Here is a 19,658-nt window from a genome sequence, read left to right on the forward strand (position 1 = left end):
GCACTCGCGTGCGCGCGGCGCCACTATCGATGGCATGAACGATCTCGCCGCCCTTGCCCGCATGCTTGAAAACCTCATCCGCTTCGGCACCATCGCTGAAGTTCAGATGAAACCTCCGCGCGTGCGTGTAAAAACCGGTGAATTACTCACCACCTGGTTGCCATGGATTGCCCTGCGTGCGGGGCAGGACAAGGACTGGGACCCGCCTACCGAGAACGAGCAGGTCATTCTGTTCAGCCCGTCCGGGCAACTCGCCAATGGCATCGCCCTCACTGGCATCTATAGCACCGAGCATCCAGCCAACAGCGATCGTGCCGGCCTGCACCGCCGCACCTACCGCGACGGTGCGGTCATCGAATACGACTGCATCGCCCATCACCTGCGTGCGGTACTGCCCGACACCGGCACTTCCGAAATCATCAGCAAGGGCGGCATCTACATCGAGGGGCCGATTACCCATCACGGCGACTACACCCAGACCGGCAACCAGACCGTCACCGGAAAGGTCACCGTCTCGGATGATGTCGTCGCGGCCGGCATCAGCCTGGTCAAACACCTGCACGGCGAGGTGATGTCCGGCGGCGCCAAAACGGGAAAACCGGAATGAACAGAGATACCGGCGGCGCCATCGATGACATCGAGCACATTCGTCAATCCATCGGCGACATTCTGACCACCCGCATTGGCACCCGTGTCATGCGTCGGGAGTACGGCAGCTTGCTGCCAGAGTTGGTCGACCACCCCTTCAACGACGTCACCCGTTTGCGTGTGTACGCAGCCACCGCCATGGCCTTACTGCGCTGGGAGCCCAGGATTCACCTGAGCCATGTGCAGTTCAGCGGTGCCAGCCTGCAAGGTCAGATCGTTCTCGATCTGCAAGGACTACAGGTCGACAGCAATGAGCTGCACAACCTCAGCATCCCACTGCGGCTGGGAGCTAGCGTATGACCAACAATCCGACGATCGACCTCAGTCAACTGCCTGCCCCGCAGGTGATCGAACAGCTCGACTACGAACAGATACTCACTGAGCGCAAGGTCTACGCGATCAGCCTTTGGCCAGTGGAGCAGCAGGCCGAAATCGCCGCGCGCCTGGCACTGGAATCGGATCCGATGACCAAGCTCCTGGAGGAATCAGCCTACCGCGAGCTGGTCCTGCGCCAACGTATCAACGACGCGGCCCGCGCCACGCTGGTGGCGTTCTCCGAGGGCAGCGACCTTGAACATCTGCTCGCCCTGCTCCAGGTAGAGCGTCTACCGGGCGAGCTAGACCCGGCCTTCCGCGAGCGGGCGTTGCTCAGTGTGTTCGCTTATTCCACGGCAGGACCACATGAGGCCTACCGTTACCACGCGCGCAGTGCCCATCCCGACGTGCTGGACGCTGGGACTGACCGCCCCACCCCAGGCGTGGTCCGGGTGACGGTACTCAGCCGCATCGGCAGTGGTGTACCCAGTCAGGACGTCCTGACCGCCGTGGAGCAGACGCTGAACGCCGACGACATCCGCCCTTTGAATGATGATGTGGTGATCGAGCCAGGGCAGATCGTCCAATATCGCATCCGCGCCCAGCTGCACTTTTCCCCGGGCGCAGCTCCCGAACCTATCCTCGCCGCTGCGTCCAATGCAGCTGCCCGTTACACCAGTGAACAGCACCGCCTGGGAGCTGCGGTTCGACTGTCGGGCATCTATGCGGCCCTTCACCAGCCAGGCCTGCTCCGGGTCGAACTGCTCGAGCCTTTGGCTGACATCGAGCCCCAACCCCGCATCGCCCCGTGGTGCGCCGGCCTTGAGCTCGGCAGTGTGATGCACTATGGCTAGCCTATTACCGACCAACAGCACGGCGCTGGAGCGAAACCTCGCCCAGGCCGGCGACCTGTCCAGGCTGCCGGTTGTGGCTCGCCAACTTTGGAGCGTCGACGAGTGCCCGCCCGAATTTCTGGCCTATTTGGCCTGGACCTTGAGCGTCGATTTTTGGAGCCTTGCCGACACCGATGAGCAACGCCGCAACCTGATTCGCGGCGCGATCGCTTGGCACAAAAAGCGCGGCACACCTTGGGCGATCCAGCAAGCGCTGGCCGCTTATGGCTACCCCGACTGCGAACTGGTAGAGCATCGCCAACTGCAGCGCGATTGGCTCAAGGCCGGCGGCGAATTGCTGGACGGCGGCAATACCCTGGATGGGACCAGCGACCTGTCAGCGCCGGGCGGGCAGTTCCGCTTCACCACCAATCATTGGGCGGAGTACGCCCTGCGACTGAATGTGGTTGATGGCGTCAGCACCTCGGAAATGCTGCGCAAAATTGCGGCGGTCTGCACCTCCTACGCCCCGGCACGCTCCCGCCTGGCTGCCATCATTCTGTTTGCCTCCGCCGAGTTCGATGTCACTTCACGACTTACCGCCTATAAGGCGCGCGGACGCATGACGCTCGCCAACTGCCGACGAGTCAGCGTGCCCAGCTTTGACACCTTGGACGGTTGCGACCTGCTCGGGGGCGCAACTCTGCCGGACTTGCTCGATGGCATTGGCACCTTGGACGGGTCCAGCAATTTGCTGCCCGAGCGCTACACCGGCGAGCCGCTGGATGGCGGACAACTAGACATCACCAGCCGCAGCCGCATCAAGTTGTGTGGCACCGCCCTGGGCGGCAACCGACTGGAGCCGACCGAAACCCTCGACAGCACCGACTTGCTCGATGGCGCTTACACCATCGCCGGCGAAACCCTCGACGGCTTCGGCCGCATCGATAGCGGCAATCTCTTTTACCCCACGCTGGCCGACGCCGAGGACACCTTGGACGGCTCCAGCAACCTTGGCGAAGTGCAAGGCCTGGATCAACTGTGGTTCAGCGGCCTGGTGCGCATTCGTCGCGGCTCAACCGTGACTCAGGAGGCTTTATGAGTACCACCGCAATTGCGGCCAGCAATGCCTATCGGCGCAAGGTCGCTCTGGCGGCCGCCAATGGCACGGCCTTGCCAAAGATTTCGCACCTGGCATTTGGCACGGGCAACCGGCCATACAGCCTGGACGACACTGCGCTACAGGCCGAATTCACCCGCATTGCCGCCGTGGTCACCGTGAGCGGAGTCACCGTGCAAGCGGTCGCCACTTTGCCGGGCGCGATCGTTGGCACGCGGGTGCTGCGTGAAGTGGCGGCGCTGGCTTCTGACGGCACCTTGATCGGTCGTCGCGTAATCACCCCCAAAGAGTTCGAGCCGGAAACGGAAATGGACTTTGAACTGACCTTTCAATACTGACCCCGGAGCCCGAACGCATGGCCAACCTGAATGGCGCCGCTGGCGCCCAAGCGATTTTCAAGACGTTCCTGCGCAAGCTGGAAACCACCGACCCGAAACACCCCGACACCTGGAACCCGAATTACCAGGATCTGATCAACAACGACGTGTTTCTCAAGGCGTTTGCTGATGAGGTGTCGGCCGCACGCGGCGGCCAGACCAGCCTCAAGGACCGTCTGGCCGCGATCGAGCAGACGCAAGCCTCACTGTCGCCGGAATACATCGACGAGCTGACGGGGGTCGTGAAATACGCCATGGATCAGGCCGGTGTCGCCAACCGTTCGATCCGCGCGCTCAAGTACCAGTTGCAGCAGGAAGGCGAACTACTGATTGAAAACCGGGGCGTCGTGTCCGGTTGCACGGTCACCAAGTCGACCACAGCGGCGCGCAACCTGAACCTGGCGGCCGGGGTGTGTTTCGCCAATGGACGCGCCTACTCGGTGGACAGCGGCAACAACATGGCCTCAGTGCCGAGCAACATCTCCGGTGGTAACGCCAGCGTCGTGGTCTACCTGTACCGCTCGAGCAACGGTTGGAAAATGGCCGTGACCGCCATCGGTGAAGCGGTGCCGGCCGGTGCGATCCGGCTCTATACCGTCACCATCCCACCGAATAGCACGGACGCCACTGACCCGACCTTGACCAACGTCACGCTGACCAGCGTGCGCCGGGTTGAGGTGGGTTTTCCGCAGTACCTGGACACGCCGGTCAGCCAATTTGTCGCGATCAACAACTTGTCGGCCAACGACTACCGACTGGACTTTGAAGTGGTCAGCGCTGAAGGCGCGCCCTGCGAACGCAAGTCACTGAGCATCCCCAGCCGGGCAACCAACGGCTTCACCCTTGAACTGGCCTCGGCCGCCGACAACGTGCTGGTGCGCTACCGCGTCAGCAAACTGAACAACTAAAGAGAGAGCCCATAAATGCCTCAAATCATCTTGATGCAACCAGGCCAACCGGTGGCCGACTTTGGCGTCTTCGGCACGCAAATCACTGTCGCCGGCGTCATGGTCGACGCGGCCGATCACCAATCCGACTCGGGCCAAATCGTCGAGATTCGCCACAACGGTGCGGAAGCCCAGGTGGGCGGCGATGGCGCCTATCTGGCGATCATCGAAGTGCCGCCGGCGCAATACAGCGATGCTGTATACGGCGATGAAGGTGAGCAGATCACCCCGGTGCAACGCCTGCCGCTGGACCCTAACACCCTCGTTATCACCCTCTGGCCAACCGCGTAAGCGCGCAACTTAAGGAATCTCCAGCATGGCAACCATTTTTATCAAAGACGATTTGCGCGCAGCGGTCGAGGCGGCCAGTGGTGGCCGCCAAACGGTGCTGTACACCGCCAAGGGGCAGCCGAGTTACATGAACGTGATCCCCAAGTTCTTGCTTGAGGACGTGGCAGACGTCGCCGGCAGCCTGGGCACGGGTGTGCATCCGGCGTTTATCGTAAACGGCATCGAAAAGAGCGAGTTTTTCTACGGTTCATACCAGGGCATCGTCAAAAACGGTGAACTACTCAGCCTACCCAACGTAGCCCCGGCACGCGGTAGCAGTTTCGACACGTATAGCAGCCTGGCCCGCGCCAATGGTGCCGGCTGGCACGTCGGCACCAATGCCGAATGGGCGGCGCTGATGCTGTGGTGTCATAAAAACGGGTTTGTGCCTCGCGGCAACAACAACTATGGCCGTAGTGCGGACGCGCCATTCGAGACGGGCCGCCGCATCAACAACGCCCCCCTGGGTGATGTCAGCAGCGAGGGCGTCACCCTGACCGGGTCCGGTCCTGTCAGCTGGCGGCATGACAACACCGCCAACGGTATCTCGGATCTAGTGGGTAATGCCTGGGAATGGTCGGGCGGTGTCCGGTTGGTTGACGGTGAAATTCAAATCATCCCCAACAACGATGCGGTGTCTGCTGATCTGTCTGCGACGTCCCCCGCCTGGAAGGCGATTCGGCTGAGTGACGGGGCGTTGGTGAATCCTGGAGTCGCCGGCACTGCCAAACTTGACTCACCGGTCGCGAACATTGTGAGCAGCACGGGGACGCCGATTCTCAGTGCGGACATCATCAACCGTAACGGCACGTTGGGTGATAACACCAACTCCCCCGGCCTGATGGAGGGGCTATTCAATGGCATCGTCGAGGGCGCTGGTGTGACTGCCCCCGCATTGCTGAAGGTGCTCGGTTTGTTCCGACACAAAGACGTTGCAGATGCTGACAAGGTTTACATCCGTAACTATGGCGAACGTCTCCCGTTCCGTGGTGGTCGTTGGGGCGACAGCATCTCGGCGGGACTGCGAGTGTTGAGCATCAGCGCACCGCGCAACCACACCAGCGATTCCGTCGGCGCGCGTCCCGCTTTCGTACTGTAACCGCTGGTCTATCCACCTTTCCTAGCCCCGCTTGCGCGGGGCTTTTCGTTGTATGGCGCCCTCCTACAACTCCCGCCACTAACGGCCGCCCTTGCGCGCGCGTCACCCTGTGCACTGTCATCCAACTGCGCAGGCATAGCCCATGGCCGATTATCTCCACGGTGTGCGAGTTCTCGAAATCAACGAAGGCACTCGCCCCATCCGCACTGTTTCCACCGCTGTCATCGGCCTGGTTTGTACTGCCGAAGACGCGGATGCAACGGTATTTCCGCTCGACACCCCTGTCCTAATCACCAACGTGCAAACCGCGATCGGTAAGGCCGGTACGCAAGGCACACTCGCGGCGAGCTTGCAGGCGATTGCCGACCAGACCAAACCGCTCACCGTGGTCGTGCGTGTCGCCAAAGGCGCCACCGAAGCGGCGACCGTCACCAACCTAATCGGCACCACCACGGCCGACGGCAAGTACACCGGCATGAAGGCCTTGCTTGCGGCGAAGTCCCGCCTGCATGTGGTTCCCCGCATCCTGGGCGTGCCCGGCCTGGACACTCAGCCCGTTGCCACCGCCCTGGTCGCCATTGCCCAGAAGCTGCGCGCGTTTGCCTACGTCAGCGCCGCCAGCAGTAAAACCAAGGAAGAGGCTGTCGCCTACCGCGAGAATTTCGGCGCCCGTGAAGTCATGGTCATCTGGCCTGACTTCCAAAACTGGAGCACCGACACCAGCGCCACCGTCAAAGCCCCGGCCGTGGCTCGTGCTCTGGGTCTGCGCGCCAAGATCGACCAAGAGGTGGGTTGGCATAAAACCCTGTCCAACGTCGCTGTCAACGGCGTCACCGGCATCAGCGCTGACGTGTTCTGGGACCTGCAGAACCCGGCCACCGATGCCAACTACCTCAATGGCAACGAAGTCACCACCCTGATCAACGAGGGCGGATACCGTTTCTGGGGCAGTCGCACCTGCAGCGATGATCCGCTGTTCGCATTCGAGAACTACACACGCACCGCCCAGGTGCTGGCCGACACCATGGCCGAGGCGCATATGTGGGCTGTAGACAAGCCGATGCACCCATCCCTGGTGCGCGACATCATTGAAGGCATCAACGCCAAATTCCGCGAACTCAAAGCGCAGGGCTACTTGATCGATGGCCAGTGCTGGTACCCGGAAGACATCAACGACAAGGACACCCTGAAGGCCGGCAAGCTTTACATCGACTACGACTACACCCCCGTGCCGCCTCTGGAAGACCTCACCCTGCGCCAGCGCATCACCGACCGTTACCTGGTCGACTTCGCCAGCCGCATCAATAGCTAACCCGGGCCTCCCCTCTGGGGAGGTAACCCTGCGCCAGCCGACCGGAGACCCACGCCATGGCCATGCCTCGCAAACTCAAGAACATGAACCTTTTCAATGACGGCAACAGCTACCTGGGTGTAGCCAAGGCCGTCACCCTGCCGACCCTCGGACGCAAGATGGAAGCCTATCGGGGTGGCGGTATGAACGGCCCGGTCAAGGCTGACCTGGGCTTTTCCGACGACGGCATCCAGCTGGAGTGGAAGACAGGCGGCCTCGATCTGATCTCGCTGCGCCAGTTCGGCGTCGTCAAGGCGGCCGGCGTGCCGCTGCGCTTTACCGGTGCATTCCAGCAGGACGACACCGAAGAGATGAGCAACGTCGAGATCGTTGTTCGCGGTCGTCACGAAACCATCGAAATGGGTGATGCGCAGCCAGGTGAAGACACCGAACACAGCATCACCACCACCTGCAGTTACTACAAGTTGACCGTCGACGGTGAGGACATCATCGAAATCGACCTGCTCAACTTCGTCGAGATGGTCAACGGCGTCGACATGCTTGAAAAGCAGCGTACCGCCCTCGGTATTTGATTTATCTCGGCCACCACCCCGCCCACGTAACCCGAACTCCTGGAGCACTTTATGAACACCCCCGAAACTGCAGAGTCCGTCGTTGTCGCCCCTGAAGACATCAAGTCCGACGAAAACACCGTTGAGCTCGACACCCCGATCCAGCGTGGCAAGCAACTCATCAGCACGATCACTCTGCGCAAACCTTGCGCGGGCGAACTGCGTGGCATTCACCTGGCCGAACTGCTCAACCTCGATGTCGCCAGCCTGATCAAGGTCATCCCACGCATCAGTTCCCCCGGCATCACCGCGCCCGAAGCTGCCGGCATGGACCCTGCCGACCTGCTGGCCATCGGCGGCAAGGTCGTCGGTTTTTTGCTGCAGAAGCAGGCGAAGACGGATGCATCCCTCGTTGCGTAGAGGACGCCATGGCCGATCTGGCCGTGGTCTTTCACTGGGCACCAGCCGACATGGATCGGCTGGGCCTGCAGGAACTGATGGACTGGCGCGAGAGGGCGCGGGTTAGGAGTGGCGCCGATGGCCAATGATCTACGACTACAGGTGTTGCTCAACACCATCGACAAGGCCACTGCCCCGCTGCGGCAAATCACCAAGGGCAGTCTCGAAACGGCCCGAGCGCTGAAGGACGCCCGCGATCGCCTCAAGGAACTCAACACCCAGCAGAAGGACATCAGCGCCTGGCGCGAGCTGCAAGCCGCCAACCGCGAGACTGCGGCCACGCTGGAGGCCAGCAACGCCAAGCTGGGCGAACTTAGTCGCGCCACGGCCAAAGTGCGTCAGCAACTGGCCCCCACCCAGGCACTGGTCGAACAGTCCAAACAGAAATTTGATGCGCTCAAGGACACCCAGGGCGAGCTGAAGCGCGAACTCACCGGCTCACGCGATGCGCTCGGCGCAGTCCGTGACGAATACAACAAGGCACGCTCCCAGATTGCGGCCCTCAACGCCGTGACCAGTCAGGGCAACACCCTGACCGACAAGCAGCGTGTCGAATACGACCAACTGACCACGGCTCAACGAGCCCGCAAGGTTGAGCTCGACCAACTGGCAGCCAAAGAAAAAACCCTTTCCGAACGCTACACCGCCGGCAATACGCAGCTACGTTCCGCCCGTGCAGGACATGCCAGCCTGCGCGAAGAGCTCCGCCGGCTGGAGCAACCGCACAAGACCCAACTTGCCCTGTTGCGTCAGCAGACCGGCGAATCCAAACGGTTGGGCGAACAGTACGGACAGCAGAAAGCCAAGCTGGCCAGCCTCGCCGCACAGCTCAAAGAAGCGGGAATCAACACCAACACCCTTGGCGCGCACGAGCTCAAACTCAAGAGCCAAATCGACGCTGCCAACACCAGCATCGATACCCAAAGCAAGCGCATGGCGGCCCTGAACGCCCAGCAAGCCCGAGCAGCGAAACTGCGCGCCAACTTCGGCAGGAGTCGAGAGATGGTGGGAGTCACGGCAACTGCGGGCGCGAGCTCTGTCGCCACCGGTGCGGCCGCTGGGCTGCCGATTCTGACCATGGTGAAAAATTACTCAAGCTTCGAGGACGCCATGGCCGGTGTCGCCAAGCAGGTCGAGGGTGCCCGTGACGACAACGGCAAACTCACCCAGACCTATTACGACATGGGGGCAGCCATCAAGAAGATGGGAGAAAGCATCCCCATGGCCACCACGGACATCGCTGCGCTCGTGGAGGGCGGTGCACGGATGGGTATTCAGGGTAAGGACAACCTGCTCGAGTTCGCTCGTGTCGCGGGCACCGCCGCCACGGCTTTCGAATTACCTGCCGACCAGGTCGGTGAGAGCCTGGCGCGTATCGCCCAGCTCTACAAACTGCCGATCAAGAACGTCAGCCAGCTCGGTGACGCCATCAACTACCTTGACGACAACGCCATGTCCAAAGGGTCCGACATCATTGAAGTGATGCAACGCACCGCCGGTATCACGGCCTCGGTGGGCATGTCGTTCAAGGATGCAGCAGCGCTAGGCTCCACCTTCTTGACTCTGGGTGCTTCGGCGGAAGTCGCGGGCACGGCCACCAACGCCATGATCCGTGAACTGGCGATTGCGACGCAGCAGCCGAAGAAGTTTCAGAAGGGACTGGCGGCAGTTGGGCTTGAGGCGAAAGCCGTGCAAGAGGGCATGGCCAAGGACGCGACCGGCACCATCCAGAAGGTGCTGGATGCAGTGAGCAAGTTGCCCAAGGCCAAACAGCTTGGCGTCATGACTGAGCTATTCGGAAAGGAATACGGCGACGACGCCGCAAAGCTCGCCGCTAACATCGGCGAATACCGTCGCCAGCTGGAGCTGGTGAACAGCACCAAGGGCAGCGGATCGATGCAACGCGAGGGCGACATCCGTAGAGAAGCCCTGTCAGCCCGTTGGCAGATGACACAAAACCGAATGTTCAACCTCAGCAGCGCCCTGGGCGAAACGCTGCGACCAACCCTCATAGAGCTGGTCGACGGCTTTAACCGCATCATTGAGCGGGTGAACACCTGGGCAACTCAAAACCCCACACTCGTCGCGAGCCTGTTGAAAGTCGTGGCAGGGATTGCAGCCCTGTCTGCTGGCTTCGGTGTCGTCGCACTCGGTATTGCCGGCGTGCTTGGCCCTTTCCTCGCCGTGCGTTTCGCACTGTCCATGGTGGGGCTGAAAATCCCCTCGCTGCTGGGTTTGCTGAGAGTGCTGGCCGTAGCCTTCAGCGGTGGACTGGTAACAGCCATTCGCGCCGTCAGCATTGCCCTGTGGGGACTGGCAGCCAACCCTGTTGCGCTGGCCATCGCCGCCGTCGTGGCGGTACTTGCCGGAGCCGGCTATCTGATCTATCAGAATTGGGACCAGGTGAAGTTGTACTTCACCAATGCCTGGACCGAGATTAAGGCCGGCTTCAGCGGCGGCATCGGCGGCATTCTTACCACCTTGGCCAACTTCAGTCCGATTGGGCTGATCTACCAGGCCTTTGCTGGAGTGCTGAGCTACCTGGGGGTGGATCTGCCGACGCGTTTCACCGAGTTCGGCAACATGATCGTCAACGGCCTGGTCAACGGGTTAATGGCCGGTGCCGGACAGATCAAGGAGGCCATCACCTCGATCGGTGGTTCGACCATCGACTGGTTCAAGGAAAAACTCGGCATCCACAGCCCGTCACGGGTCTTTGCCGAACTGGGCGGTTTCACCATGGCGGGCCTGACGCAGGGGCTGCAATCCGGTGAACAAGGACCGCTCGATGCCGTCGCGCAAATCAGCAAGCAGCTCACCAGCGCGGGTTCGTTCGTGATGAATGCGATCGCCGGTCCATCCTCGATGGGGGAGCAACGTACCCCGGCCGAGGCTGCCGGTGTGGCGCAGCCTGTCAGAGCCGCGCAAGCCGTTGCGCAACCGGCCGCAAGTGAAACTAAAGGCGCCGGTTCGGTCGTTATGGGGATGCTGGCCAGCCTCGGCAAACAGCTCACCACTGCTGGTGCATCGGTGATGAGTGCAATCGTTGACCCTTCCGCCACAGCTGAGCAACGCACCCCCGCCGAGGCGGCTGGTGTGGCTCAGCCGCTCCAGGCGGCGCAGTCGACCGTGCCCACGACCGATCCCTCCGGGGCTGATACAGGTGTTCTGGCGGCGTTAGCCACCCTCGGCAAACAGCTCACCAACGCTGGTGTATCGGTGATGAGTGCAATCGTTGGCCCTTCCCCTACAGGTGAACAACGCTCCCCCACCGAGGCGGCTGGTGTGGCTCAACCGCTCAAGGCGGCGCAGTCAACCGTGCCCACGACCGGTCCCTCCGGGGCTGATACAGGTGTTCTGGCGACGTTAGCCACCCTCGGCAAACAGTTCACGGCCGCCGGCGCCATGGCATTGGGCAGCATCGCGGCGCCTGTCATGGCCATGGGCCCGGCGGTTACTCCGGCGATTGAAATCGACAACCGTGCCCCCGTCGCACCACCAACTACCTCGACCTACGACAGTCACGACCACTACGAAATCAACATCCACCCCACCCCGGGTATGGATGCCCAGGCCGTTGCCCGTGCCGTGCGTGCCGAGCTGACCCGCATCGATCGGGAAAAGTCCGCCCGTAAGCGCAGCCAACTGTCCGACCAGGAGTAATCCGTATGATGCTTGCCCTCGGCATGTTCGTTTTTAGCCTGCACACGGCGGCCTACCAGGAGATGCAACGCCAGACGGAATGGCGCCACCCCGGCAGTAACCGCATCGGCGCTCAACCGGCCCGTCAGTTTCTGGGCCGGGGGGAGGATGCCATCACCCTCCCCGGCATCATCTTTCCGGAGTTGGCCGGCACCGTTTTGAGCCTGGATGCACTACGCCAAATGGCCGACACCGGCAAGGCCTGGCCTATGGTTGAGGGCACTGGTCGGCTGTATGGGCTCTGGGTCATCGAAGGCCTGACGGAGACCAGAACCATCTTTTTCCCCAACGGCGCTGCACGACGGATCGAATTCAATTTGAGTCTGAAGCGTGTCGACGATGGTCGAGTGGATCTGCTCGGTGCGAGTACTGGAACCGGACTGAACATTCTGAGGGGGCTGCTGTGATCGATACTGCGATTGCCCGCGTGACGGGCTACGTGAACAGCGCCCTGGAACAGAGTCGCCGCGATGCCACCTACCCGGTACCGGCGTTTCGCCTGACCGTCGACGGCAATGACCTCGCGCAGTTGATCAGTCCGCGGCTGATGAGCCTGGAGCTGACCGACAATCGCGGTATCGAAGCCGATCAGCTCAGCATTACGCTCAGCGACCACGATGGCCTGCTGGCCATTCCACCCAAGGGCGCGATCTTGCGACTGTGGCTGGGTTGGAGTGATACCGGCCTGGTTGACAAAGGCACCTACACCGTCGACGAAACCGAGCACAGTGGCGCACCCGACGTGCTCAGCATTCGCGCCCGATCGGCGGACCTGCGCAAGGGGCTCAAGACCAAACGCGAGCGCAGTTGGAGCAATACCACTCTGGGTGAAGTGCTGGGTGCCATCGCCAGTGGTAATGGTCTCAAGGCAACGATTGCCGAATCCCTGGGCGGTCTGCCCATCCTGCAACTCGACCAGGCCAATGAATCGGACGCCAACCTGATCAGTCGACTGGGCGAAGAGTTTGACGCCGTGGCGACCGTCAAAGCTGGCTGCCTGCTGTGCATGCCGGCCGGTGGTGGCAAGACGGCCAGCGGCATGGCACTGCCCCATATCACCCTGACCCGCGTCGATGGCGACGAGCACCGGTACCTGCAAGCTGATCGCGACAGCTACGACGGTGTGCGCGCCTATTACTACGACGTGAACAGTGCCAAGAAGCAGGAAGCCATTGCCGGCGGTGGTGAAAACCTCAAAGACCTGCGCCATACCTACAGCGACCGGCAGTCAGCCCTGCGGGCTGCCCGGGCCGAGTTCAATCGCCTGCAACGCGGCAGCGCCACTCTGAGCTACACCCTTGCCCGGGGCCGTCCGGATCTGATCCCGGAACTGACCTACACGCTCCAGGGCGTGAAGGCCGAGATTGATGAAATCATCTGGTATGGAGGCAACGTGCAGCACAGCCTCAGCGCCGACAATGGCTACACCATGAGCCTGGATCTGGAAAGCAAACTACCCGAGGACACGGTGGAAGACCTGGCCGAGGAAAACAATGGGGAGTACACCGGCATCATCGCCTACTACCGAGACAAGAAAACTGGAAAGGAAAAGACTGTGACTGCAGGTGATCAATCAAAACCTAGGCGACTGCGTTGGTTGTACGCCAGTGAGAAAACGGCAAAACGAGCAGTCAATCGAGAAATGAAAAAACTCTCCGCCTGAACGAGAAGCTGCTGGCGTGCAAGGAGGTCCACAAATGATGACCTACTTCCCGCAATCCGCTTGATTGAGCGAGGCCATGGCTTGCAGTACCGAAAGAACCCGCTGTTGATCATCTGAAGACAGCCGGCGATACCTGACGAGCAGATCAAGCTCCAGTTTTGTTACAGGCTCAACTACCGAAAGTCCGTGTGTCTTCGGGTGGGAGTAGATGCGGATCGGTTCCATCGCTTGTCATATTCCATTACTGTATGTGCATACAGTACAATTTTGAGGCGATTTCGCCAATGGGGCTGACCATCGGAAACAAAAAAGCCCAGCCGAGGCTGAGCTTTTATCGTTGCTATCGAACATCCTTACTTGCACAAATCTGATTATTGCTGCGTCAACGACCAGGCTCGGGCACCGAGCTTATTCCCACCGCCGCCATCGCAGCGGCCATACGACGGAGTGTTTCTTTGTCGTAGTCCGAAAGGTCTTTCAGATAAGACAGCATCTCGATTTCAAAGGGCGAAAGCTGATCTGGCGAGACAGGAAAGTGCTTGCCGACTAAGACGTAATACACATCCATTCCAAGGGCTTCGGCCGCACTCAAATATTTTGCGTCCGGGCTTCTTTCGTCTTTTTCGTAATTCAGCTGAGTGTTCTTCGCAATACCGCATGCCACAGCCAATTCCGTTTGGCTAACGCCCAGCCGAGTCCGCTCCTCGCGCAGCCGAGCCCCAATAGTCATCAATTTTGCACCCTCTAGCCTTGACTATCCCTATTTATTGGGACAATATCGTCAAAAATTCACATCAAATCACACGAATTAGCACTATGCCGAACACAGGTATCACCGAGCAAGCACTACAACTTGCCAGACAACGGTTGATTGATCAGGGATTGTCCACCGCTGATTTCGCCAAGCGGCACGACCTGAATCCAAGCACCGTCTATGCCGTTTTGAACGGGCAGAAAAAGTGCCTACGAGGTGAAGCGCATCGAGCAGCCGTGCTCCTCGGGATCAAAGACGGCGTGATTACAAACTAGGGCCTCTGGCTCCAGGAGGAAACCAGAAGATGAAACGCCCAGTGCTAGAAACCAGACGCCAAGTAGTCAGTGCAGTTGTTTGCGCTTACCCAGGTGGCCGCGAATGTGCAGCAGCGCGCCTCGGCTACGAACTCAAGAAATTCGACAACCACGTCTACGAAAACGCCGGCAGCCGGCCATTGAGCGATGACCAGATTCATATGCTCGAGCATGACGCGGGGACCAGCTTCTTTCCTGAGTATGTGGCCTCCCTATACAGCGGCATGTTCGTGCCAATTGCCGCCCCCGAAACCCTGGACAACATCGAGTTGTACAGCCGTTCAGTCAGCACCGCAGCCAAGCGTGGGGTGGTCGATCAGATCATTGAAAAAGCGCTGGCTGATGGCGTTATCGAGAAAGGCGAGGCGACTGCAATTCTTGCTGCCCATAGCAAATACCTCAGCGCTCGCCATGCCGAAGTGCTGGCCACAATCCAACTGCACAGCAAGGAGGCCGACCAGTGAGCGTCTACAAAATGGTCTGCCCCCACTGCATGGGCCGCATGCGTATCCGCACCAGCGAAGGCACCCACATTTTCCTCCGAGTGGCCTACCTGCAATGCGCAAATGAGGCTTGCGGCTGGTCCGTGCGGGCCGAGTTCGAAATGACTCATGAAATGAGCCCGAGCGGCATGCCCAACCCAACCGTCAAACTTCCCGTAGCCCCTGTTGCATTGCGACGCCTGGCGATGAAGTCCCAGGACGATCAGCCTGATTTGCTGGACTCACTCGATATGGAGATTGAATACGCATGAACGCCATCACCTTGACGATCAATCCCACCAATGACTATCGCGCCGCCATGCAACAAGCGGCCTTGGCCTACCTGTACCGCCAACAGGGACAGCACCTGTCCGGCGACCACCTGCTGCTGGAAAACTGCAAACGCTATCTCACCAACTCGCTCGAAGTGCCCGAGCACTTGGTGCAGCGTATTGCTGAACTGGCAGTTGCCGAATTTGAAAGCATGACCACAAAACGTGTGGCTCTGCTGGGCATCTACCCGGCAAGCAGCGCATATCGGTACCTGGTCTGGCTGCTGGATACCCAAACGCAGAAGCGCTACCCAGTGCCGGCCCGCTTCTTACCAGCGCGCTTGCTGACCTCCCGCGACACCTCGAACTAAATCTGAATCGCCCCTGACGTATACCCGCCTCGCGTGGGTAAGGGGAAACTGCACTTTATTGGTGGCCGAAATGAGCAATATCACCATCCAACTGGAGTTGAACCAGCAGCAGGCAGAGCAATACCTGCGGTGGCTTAACAATCAGTACGACACCACCATGGCTGACGTTTGGTACTCCGATCGCTATCGGAATGTACCGCGCGGCGAGCGCGCTCCGAAGGTGCTGAAGGACATCCCGCACCTTGCCGGCATTTGCCGCACACGTTGCGAGTTGAAGAAGCAACTCGAAACTGTGGAGCGTGCGCAGTGAAGACCATGGACCATCAATTGCGCGCTGACGTGCTGCAGCGGCTCGAGGACGACTTTGGTCTGCAACACATGGCCGGCACTCGATACATGCGCAAGGGCACGTGTCCCCAATGCAACCAGCGGCGGTTGTTTTCTCGGTATGACGAACCGTGGTTCATCCGCTGCGGCCGCGAGCAGAAGTGCCGCTACATGGAGCCGGTCAAGGAGCTGTACAGCGACCTGTTCGACGACTGGAGCAAGCGCGCACCTGCCACCGATGATCAACCGGCAGCGAGCGCCAAAGCCTACTTGACCTTCGCCCGCGGCTTCGACGTTGGCCAGATTGAAGGCTGGTACACCCAAGAGCACTACTTTGATCGGGAGCTAAACATCGGCTCGGCCACCGTTCGCTTTCCACTCGACAAGGGCGGCTACTGGGAACGCCTCATCGACAAGCCGAACCGCTTCGGCAAAAAGAAGGCGCGATTTAAACCCGGCGAAAGCTACAAGGGGTTCTGGTGGGTGCCACCCTGTGTGGATCTTCTGCAGGTCGACGAAGTGTGGATTGTTGAAGGCATTTTCGATGCCATCGCCCTGGTGCAGAACGGCATCCCCGCCGTCGCCGCGCTGTCCTCGAACGCCTATCCAGAGGAATCGCTAAAAGCCCTGATCACCGCCCGCGCCGGCAAAACACCAAAACTGATTTGGGCACTGGACAACGAACCAGGTGCGCACAAATACACACGCATGTGGGTCCGTCAGGCGCGTGACCTTGGCTTCACCTGCGAGGCAGCACAGATTCCTCAACCCGACTCCCGCAAAGTCGACTGGAACGATCTGCATCAACGCTGGGCGTTCATGGACGACGTCGAAGCCCGCACCCAGCGGATCGATAAAGAACTGGACGACGCCAAGCATCACGGTGCCCTGCTGATTGCAGAAAGCGCCGTGGAGAAAGCCTTGCTCATGTACCAGTGGCGCGAGCGCGAAGAGTTCCACTTCGGTTTCGACTCCCGCCTGTATTGGTGGAAGTTGGACATTTCGAAGTTCAACAGCGCGATGCAGGCACTGGACGCCAGCGACAACCATGAAGACCAGCAGCTCAATGACAAAGCACGTCGCGCCAAGGCGCTGCGCATGTCCGGCTGCGTGGTCGAGATCGCCAACTGCTACCCCAAAGCCCTGTATTTCCAGCGCAACGAGATTACCGACGAGTCCTGGTACTTCTTCCGCGTCGATTTCCCCCACGACGGTGGCTCGGTGAAAAACACCTTCACCGGCGGCCAGGTTGCAGCGGCCAGCGAATTCAAGAAAAGACTTCTCGGCATGGGTGCCGGAGCCGTGTTCACCGGGAGTGGACAACAGTTGGACAAGATCATGAAAGACCAGCTTTTCGGTATCAAAACCGTGCAAACCATCGACTACGTGGGCTACAGCCGGGAGTACGGCTGCTACGTGTTCAACGATATCGCCATCCGGGAAGGCCAGCTCATCACCATCAACGAAGAAGAGTTCTTCGAGATGGGCAAGCTGAAACTCAAGAGCCTGCAAAAAGGCGTGAAGATCGCCCTGCAGAAGGACACCAAGGATTACGACCCACAGTGGTTGGATTTGCTCTGGCAGTGCTTTGGCGCCCAGGGCACCGTGGCGCTGACCTTCTGGTTCGGTTCGCTGTTCGCCGAGCAGATCCGCGCTCGGTACCAGTCGTTTCCCTTCCTGGAGGCCACCGGCGAAGCCGGTGCCGGCAAAACCACCCTGCTCACCTTGCTGTGGAAATTGCTGGGCCGCGAAGGGTACGAAGGCTTCGACCCGTCCAAATCCACCAAAGCCGGCCGCAGCCGCTTGATGGGACAAATCTCTGGCATGCCGGTCGTGCTGTTGGAGTCGGATCGCAGCGGCGACGATAAGGCGCACGCCAAAACGTTCGAATGGGACGAACTCAAGGACTACTACGGCGGCGGCACACTGGCGACCAAGGGCGTCAAAACCGCTGGCAACGAAACCTACGAGCCGCCGTTTCGCGCCACCATCGCCATCAGCCAGAACGCTCCGGTCGTTGCGTCCGAGGCGATCATGACCCGGATTGTGAAGCTGCACTTTGTGCGGCCAACCGTCACTGCCGAAAGCCGTGCGGCGGCGGACCTGCTCAATTCCCTGGAAGGCGCAAAGCTCAGCAACTTCCTGCTGCAGGCGGTACGCAAAGAGTCGGAAGTGATGGAGCTGTTCGCCCATCGCCTGTCCGGCTACGAAGCAAAGCTGCGCACCCTGCACTCCCATTGCTTCGCGTGCGACACACCATTCAAAGGTGAGCAGGACCATTGCGGCCATTGCGGCAACAAGTTGCGCGGCTACATCCGTGTCGAGCGGATCAACAAGAACCACGCCCAACTGCTCGCCCTGCTCGATTGCCTGCGCCTGGTCGTGCCCCTCAGCGAGTCGCAAATAAGCCACACCCGGACCCAAATCATCCGCATGGCGATCGAGCGCCAGGCCTCGATCAGTTCGGATCACCCGGTAGTGGCTGAGTTCTGGGAAGTCTACGAATACCTCGAAGGTCTGGACGCTGACGGGCCGGTGGTCAATCACAGCAAGAAAGACAACACCATCGCCATCAACCTCAACGATTTCGTCAAGTGCGCCGCCGAGCACCGCCAGAAGGTCGCCGACATCAGCGAACTGAGGGACCGCCTGAAGGACTCGCGCTCTCGGAAGCTGATCGACACGAACAAGGCCACCGACAGCGCGGTACGCGCCCACCAGGCCAAGCACTCCAACGCCGTCGTCACCAAGCAACCCATCGTGAAGTGCTGGATTTTTCAGGCCTGACCGCCAATCACCGACAGGACAGATGAATGCAAATTCAAGTACTCGCCGGAAGTGACACATCGACATCCCTGCAGGACCGCGTCACCGAGCTGCTGAATCAAATGGGCAACGATCACCGGAAAACCGTGCAGGCCGATGCCTACGGTGCTGATGGACTCGTTGACATCTTGGAGGTTCGGGCAGCAGACGGTCAGCGCGAGATTTTGGTCCTGAACTGCTCGCGACAGCAGATCCAGGCAGTACTGGATTGGCAATCGAGCACTGAGGACAACCACGAATTTGACGGCTTGGAGCTGCACCTGGTGCGAAAACCAGACAGCGACATGTAGCGCCGGCTGCAACCGGCAACCACTGAAAGGAGAGAACCATGCAGCGCACCAACGAAACAGCCCAACAGGGTGGCAGGGAATTGTTGAGCAACCTGCTCAGCACGATCGCAACCGTCGCACTGATCGCTGTCACGGCCATTCAGGTACCTGACGTACTGATCTGGCTCGCTAAGTAACGAAGTAACTGGAAGTGGTGCCGAGGGGCTGCAACCCCTCGACACCGACCACCACTGAAAGGAGAGAACCATGCAAGCCCAAACCTTCAACGATGGCGCCGCCGAGGCTATCACGAACACGTTTTCAGTTGGCAGAAGGACTACACAAGCGTGCCCAGCCGTATGCCTGGCTCACAAAAAAAAGATGGAAGCTATTTATGAGGGAATGCCGAGATGAAAACGTTTTTCGTGCTTCTTGCCCAATACGACGGTCAAGCCATCATTCCGTTGGCGCGAGTCTGCAGCGACTATTTCACGCACCTCACCACCGAAATGTTTCAACGCAAGGTGCTGGCAGGCCAGATAAAGATCCCAATTACTCGATTAGAACCAAGCCAAAAGAGTGCGAAAGGAATCCATATCACGGACCTCGCTGAATACCTCGATGCTCAACGCGCAGCAGCAATTAAAGAGAGTAATCAGCTGAACAGCACACCGCGAGGTAGTTAAA

25 protein-coding genes are annotated in these 19,658 nt (G+C 60.0%); 24 read left to right on the forward strand and 1 reads right to left on the reverse strand.

The window, feature by feature from the left end; genetic code table 11:
• The first annotated feature begins 34 nt into the window (after positions 1-34).
• The 15 genes from ACEN8Z_RS22025 (at position 35) to ACEN8Z_RS22095 (ending at position 13,356) form a co-directional block, all read left to right on the forward strand.
• Positions 35-607: a phage baseplate assembly protein V gene (locus ACEN8Z_RS22025; protein ID WP_495595660.1), complete on the forward strand. Its 573-nt coding sequence runs from the start codon at positions 35-37 to the stop codon at positions 605-607.
• Positions 604-948 (forward strand): GPW/gp25 family protein, encoded by a 345-nt coding sequence (locus tag ACEN8Z_RS22030; protein ID WP_495595661.1) that lies wholly within the window; start codon positions 604-606, stop codon positions 946-948. The genes ACEN8Z_RS22025 and ACEN8Z_RS22030 overlap by 4 nt, the downstream gene beginning before the upstream one ends.
• Positions 945-1,817 carry a baseplate J/gp47 family protein gene (locus ACEN8Z_RS22035; RefSeq protein ID WP_495595662.1) on the forward strand — a complete coding sequence of 291 codons (873 nt, stop codon included), beginning with the start codon at positions 945-947 and terminating at the stop codon, positions 1,815-1,817. The genes ACEN8Z_RS22030 and ACEN8Z_RS22035 overlap by 4 nt, the downstream gene beginning before the upstream one ends.
• Positions 1,810-2,898 (forward strand): phage tail protein I, encoded by a 1,089-nt coding sequence (locus ACEN8Z_RS22040; RefSeq protein ID WP_495595663.1) that lies wholly within the window; start codon positions 1,810-1,812, stop codon positions 2,896-2,898. The genes ACEN8Z_RS22035 and ACEN8Z_RS22040 overlap by 8 nt, the downstream gene beginning before the upstream one ends.
• The gene (locus tag ACEN8Z_RS22045) at positions 2,895-3,254 is read left to right on the forward strand and encodes a hypothetical protein (RefSeq protein WP_495595664.1); all 360 of its coding nucleotides are present in this window, start codon (positions 2,895-2,897) and stop codon (positions 3,252-3,254) included. The genes ACEN8Z_RS22040 and ACEN8Z_RS22045 overlap by 4 nt, the downstream gene beginning before the upstream one ends.
• A 17-nt stretch (positions 3,255-3,271) precedes the next feature.
• Complete coding sequence (locus tag ACEN8Z_RS22050; protein ID WP_495595665.1) at positions 3,272-4,201, forward strand: hypothetical protein; 930 nt, start codon at positions 3,272-3,274, stop codon at positions 4,199-4,201.
• A gap of 15 nt (positions 4,202-4,216) precedes the next feature.
• Positions 4,217-4,531 carry a hypothetical protein gene (locus ACEN8Z_RS22055; RefSeq protein WP_495595666.1) on the forward strand — a complete coding sequence of 105 codons (315 nt, stop codon included), beginning with the start codon at positions 4,217-4,219 and terminating at the stop codon, positions 4,529-4,531.
• 25 nt (positions 4,532-4,556) lie between these two features.
• On the forward strand, positions 4,557-5,669 hold the full coding sequence (locus ACEN8Z_RS22060; RefSeq protein WP_495595667.1) for a hypothetical protein: 1,113 nt from the start codon (positions 4,557-4,559) through the stop codon (positions 5,667-5,669).
• A gap of 142 nt (positions 5,670-5,811) precedes the next feature.
• Positions 5,812-6,981, forward strand: a complete 1,170-nt coding sequence (locus ACEN8Z_RS22065) for a phage tail sheath protein (RefSeq protein ID WP_495595668.1) — start codon at positions 5,812-5,814, stop codon at positions 6,979-6,981.
• A gap of 56 nt (positions 6,982-7,037) precedes the next feature.
• Positions 7,038-7,553, forward strand: coding sequence for a phage major tail tube protein (locus ACEN8Z_RS22070; protein ID WP_495595669.1), 516 nt, complete (start codon positions 7,038-7,040; stop codon positions 7,551-7,553).
• 51 nt (positions 7,554-7,604) lie between these two features.
• Complete coding sequence (locus ACEN8Z_RS22075; protein ID WP_495595670.1) at positions 7,605-7,952, forward strand: phage tail assembly protein; 348 nt, start codon at positions 7,605-7,607, stop codon at positions 7,950-7,952.
• An 8-nt stretch (positions 7,953-7,960) separates the two neighbouring features.
• Positions 7,961-8,080, forward strand: coding sequence for a GpE family phage tail protein (locus ACEN8Z_RS22080; protein WP_007972807.1), 120 nt, complete (start codon positions 7,961-7,963; stop codon positions 8,078-8,080).
• Entirely contained in the window at positions 8,070-11,654 is a 3,585-nt protein-coding gene (locus ACEN8Z_RS22085) for a phage tail tape measure protein (RefSeq protein ID WP_495595671.1), read from the forward strand. Before ACEN8Z_RS22080 ends, ACEN8Z_RS22085 begins: the two co-directional genes overlap by 11 nt.
• Before the next feature lie 5 nt (positions 11,655-11,659).
• The gene (locus ACEN8Z_RS22090) at positions 11,660-12,100 is read left to right on the forward strand and encodes a phage tail protein (RefSeq protein WP_495595672.1); all 441 of its coding nucleotides are present in this window, start codon (positions 11,660-11,662) and stop codon (positions 12,098-12,100) included.
• The gene (locus ACEN8Z_RS22095) at positions 12,097-13,356 is read left to right on the forward strand and encodes a phage late control D family protein (protein WP_495595673.1); all 1,260 of its coding nucleotides are present in this window, start codon (positions 12,097-12,099) and stop codon (positions 13,354-13,356) included. Before ACEN8Z_RS22090 ends, ACEN8Z_RS22095 begins: the two co-directional genes overlap by 4 nt.
• 382 nt (positions 13,357-13,738) lie before the next feature.
• Here ACEN8Z_RS22095 and ACEN8Z_RS22100 read toward each other — a convergent pair whose 3' ends face one another.
• The gene (locus ACEN8Z_RS22100; RefSeq protein WP_495595674.1) at positions 13,739-14,086 is read right to left on the reverse strand and encodes a helix-turn-helix domain-containing protein; all 348 of its coding nucleotides are present in this window, start codon (positions 14,084-14,086) and stop codon (positions 13,739-13,741) included.
• 86 nt (positions 14,087-14,172) lie between these two features.
• Between ACEN8Z_RS22100 and ACEN8Z_RS22105 the strand changes: the two genes are divergently transcribed.
• From ACEN8Z_RS22105 to ACEN8Z_RS22145, 9 genes are all read left to right on the forward strand, one after another.
• Positions 14,173-14,385 (forward strand): DNA-binding protein, encoded by a 213-nt coding sequence (locus tag ACEN8Z_RS22105; protein ID WP_495595675.1) that lies wholly within the window; start codon positions 14,173-14,175, stop codon positions 14,383-14,385.
• Between the two features lie 29 nt (positions 14,386-14,414).
• Entirely contained in the window at positions 14,415-14,888 is a 474-nt protein-coding gene (locus ACEN8Z_RS22110) for a YmfL family putative regulatory protein (protein WP_495595676.1), read from the forward strand.
• Positions 14,885-15,178 carry an Ogr/Delta-like zinc finger protein gene (locus tag ACEN8Z_RS22115; protein WP_495595677.1) on the forward strand — a complete coding sequence of 98 codons (294 nt, stop codon included), beginning with the start codon at positions 14,885-14,887 and terminating at the stop codon, positions 15,176-15,178. Before ACEN8Z_RS22110 ends, ACEN8Z_RS22115 begins: the two co-directional genes overlap by 4 nt.
• Entirely contained in the window at positions 15,175-15,549 is a 375-nt protein-coding gene (locus ACEN8Z_RS22120) for a hypothetical protein (protein WP_495595678.1), read from the forward strand. Before ACEN8Z_RS22115 ends, ACEN8Z_RS22120 begins: the two co-directional genes overlap by 4 nt.
• Positions 15,550-15,619: 70 nt before the next feature.
• On the forward strand, positions 15,620-15,859 hold the full coding sequence (locus tag ACEN8Z_RS22125; protein ID WP_150812448.1) for a hypothetical protein: 240 nt from the start codon (positions 15,620-15,622) through the stop codon (positions 15,857-15,859).
• A gap of 5 nt (positions 15,860-15,864) precedes the next feature.
• Entirely contained in the window at positions 15,865-18,663 is a 2,799-nt protein-coding gene (locus ACEN8Z_RS22130; RefSeq protein WP_495598176.1) for a toprim domain-containing protein, read from the forward strand.
• Between the two features lie 26 nt (positions 18,664-18,689).
• Positions 18,690-18,992, forward strand: coding sequence for a hypothetical protein (locus ACEN8Z_RS22135; protein WP_495595679.1), 303 nt, complete (start codon positions 18,690-18,692; stop codon positions 18,990-18,992).
• Between the two features lie 38 nt (positions 18,993-19,030).
• Positions 19,031-19,168 carry a hypothetical protein gene (locus ACEN8Z_RS22140; protein ID WP_495595680.1) on the forward strand — a complete coding sequence of 46 codons (138 nt, stop codon included), beginning with the start codon at positions 19,031-19,033 and terminating at the stop codon, positions 19,166-19,168.
• Between the two features lie 213 nt (positions 19,169-19,381).
• Entirely contained in the window at positions 19,382-19,657 is a 276-nt protein-coding gene (locus ACEN8Z_RS22145; RefSeq protein WP_150812445.1) for a pyocin activator PrtN family protein, read from the forward strand.
• Position 19,658: the final 1 nt, after the last annotated feature.

It is taken from the genome of Pseudomonas sp. Pseusp10, assembly GCF_059492225.1.

Bases quoted from the DNA above. Each gene is read 5' to 3' on its own strand.
- ACEN8Z_RS22025 (WP_495595660.1), top strand. From the start codon at position 35: ATGAACGATCTCGCCGCCCTTGCCCGCATGCTTGAAAACCTCATCCGC.
- ACEN8Z_RS22030 (WP_495595661.1), top strand. From the start codon at position 604: ATGAACAGAGATACCGGCGGCGCCATCGATGACATCGAGCACATTCGT.
- ACEN8Z_RS22035 (WP_495595662.1), top strand. From the start codon at position 945: ATGACCAACAATCCGACGATCGACCTCAGTCAACTGCCTGCCCCGCAG.
- ACEN8Z_RS22040 (WP_495595663.1), top strand. From the start codon at position 1,810: ATGGCTAGCCTATTACCGACCAACAGCACGGCGCTGGAGCGAAACCTC.
- ACEN8Z_RS22045 (WP_495595664.1), top strand. From the start codon at position 2,895: ATGAGTACCACCGCAATTGCGGCCAGCAATGCCTATCGGCGCAAGGTC.
- ACEN8Z_RS22050 (WP_495595665.1), top strand. From the start codon at position 3,272: ATGGCCAACCTGAATGGCGCCGCTGGCGCCCAAGCGATTTTCAAGACG.
- ACEN8Z_RS22055 (WP_495595666.1), top strand. From the start codon at position 4,217: ATGCCTCAAATCATCTTGATGCAACCAGGCCAACCGGTGGCCGACTTT.
- ACEN8Z_RS22060 (WP_495595667.1), top strand. From the start codon at position 4,557: ATGGCAACCATTTTTATCAAAGACGATTTGCGCGCAGCGGTCGAGGCG.
- ACEN8Z_RS22065 (WP_495595668.1), top strand. From the start codon at position 5,812: ATGGCCGATTATCTCCACGGTGTGCGAGTTCTCGAAATCAACGAAGGC.
- ACEN8Z_RS22070 (WP_495595669.1), top strand. From the start codon at position 7,038: ATGGCCATGCCTCGCAAACTCAAGAACATGAACCTTTTCAATGACGGC.
- ACEN8Z_RS22075 (WP_495595670.1), top strand. From the start codon at position 7,605: ATGAACACCCCCGAAACTGCAGAGTCCGTCGTTGTCGCCCCTGAAGAC.
- ACEN8Z_RS22080 (WP_007972807.1), top strand. From the start codon at position 7,961: ATGGCCGATCTGGCCGTGGTCTTTCACTGGGCACCAGCCGACATGGAT.
- ACEN8Z_RS22085 (WP_495595671.1), top strand. From the start codon at position 8,070: ATGGCCAATGATCTACGACTACAGGTGTTGCTCAACACCATCGACAAG.
- ACEN8Z_RS22090 (WP_495595672.1), top strand. From the start codon at position 11,660: ATGATGCTTGCCCTCGGCATGTTCGTTTTTAGCCTGCACACGGCGGCC.
- ACEN8Z_RS22100 (WP_495595674.1), bottom strand. From the start codon at position 14,086: ATGACTATTGGGGCTCGGCTGCGCGAGGAGCGGACTCGGCTGGGCGTT.
- ACEN8Z_RS22105 (WP_495595675.1), top strand. From the start codon at position 14,173: ATGCCGAACACAGGTATCACCGAGCAAGCACTACAACTTGCCAGACAA.
- ACEN8Z_RS22110 (WP_495595676.1), top strand. From the start codon at position 14,415: ATGAAACGCCCAGTGCTAGAAACCAGACGCCAAGTAGTCAGTGCAGTT.
- ACEN8Z_RS22120 (WP_495595678.1), top strand. From the start codon at position 15,175: ATGAACGCCATCACCTTGACGATCAATCCCACCAATGACTATCGCGCC.
- ACEN8Z_RS22125 (WP_150812448.1), top strand. From the start codon at position 15,620: ATGAGCAATATCACCATCCAACTGGAGTTGAACCAGCAGCAGGCAGAG.
- ACEN8Z_RS22130 (WP_495598176.1), top strand. From the start codon at position 15,865: ATGGACCATCAATTGCGCGCTGACGTGCTGCAGCGGCTCGAGGACGAC.
- ACEN8Z_RS22135 (WP_495595679.1), top strand. From the start codon at position 18,690: ATGCAAATTCAAGTACTCGCCGGAAGTGACACATCGACATCCCTGCAG.
- ACEN8Z_RS22140 (WP_495595680.1), top strand. From the start codon at position 19,031: ATGCAGCGCACCAACGAAACAGCCCAACAGGGTGGCAGGGAATTGTTG.
- ACEN8Z_RS22145 (WP_150812445.1), top strand. From the start codon at position 19,382: ATGAAAACGTTTTTCGTGCTTCTTGCCCAATACGACGGTCAAGCCATC.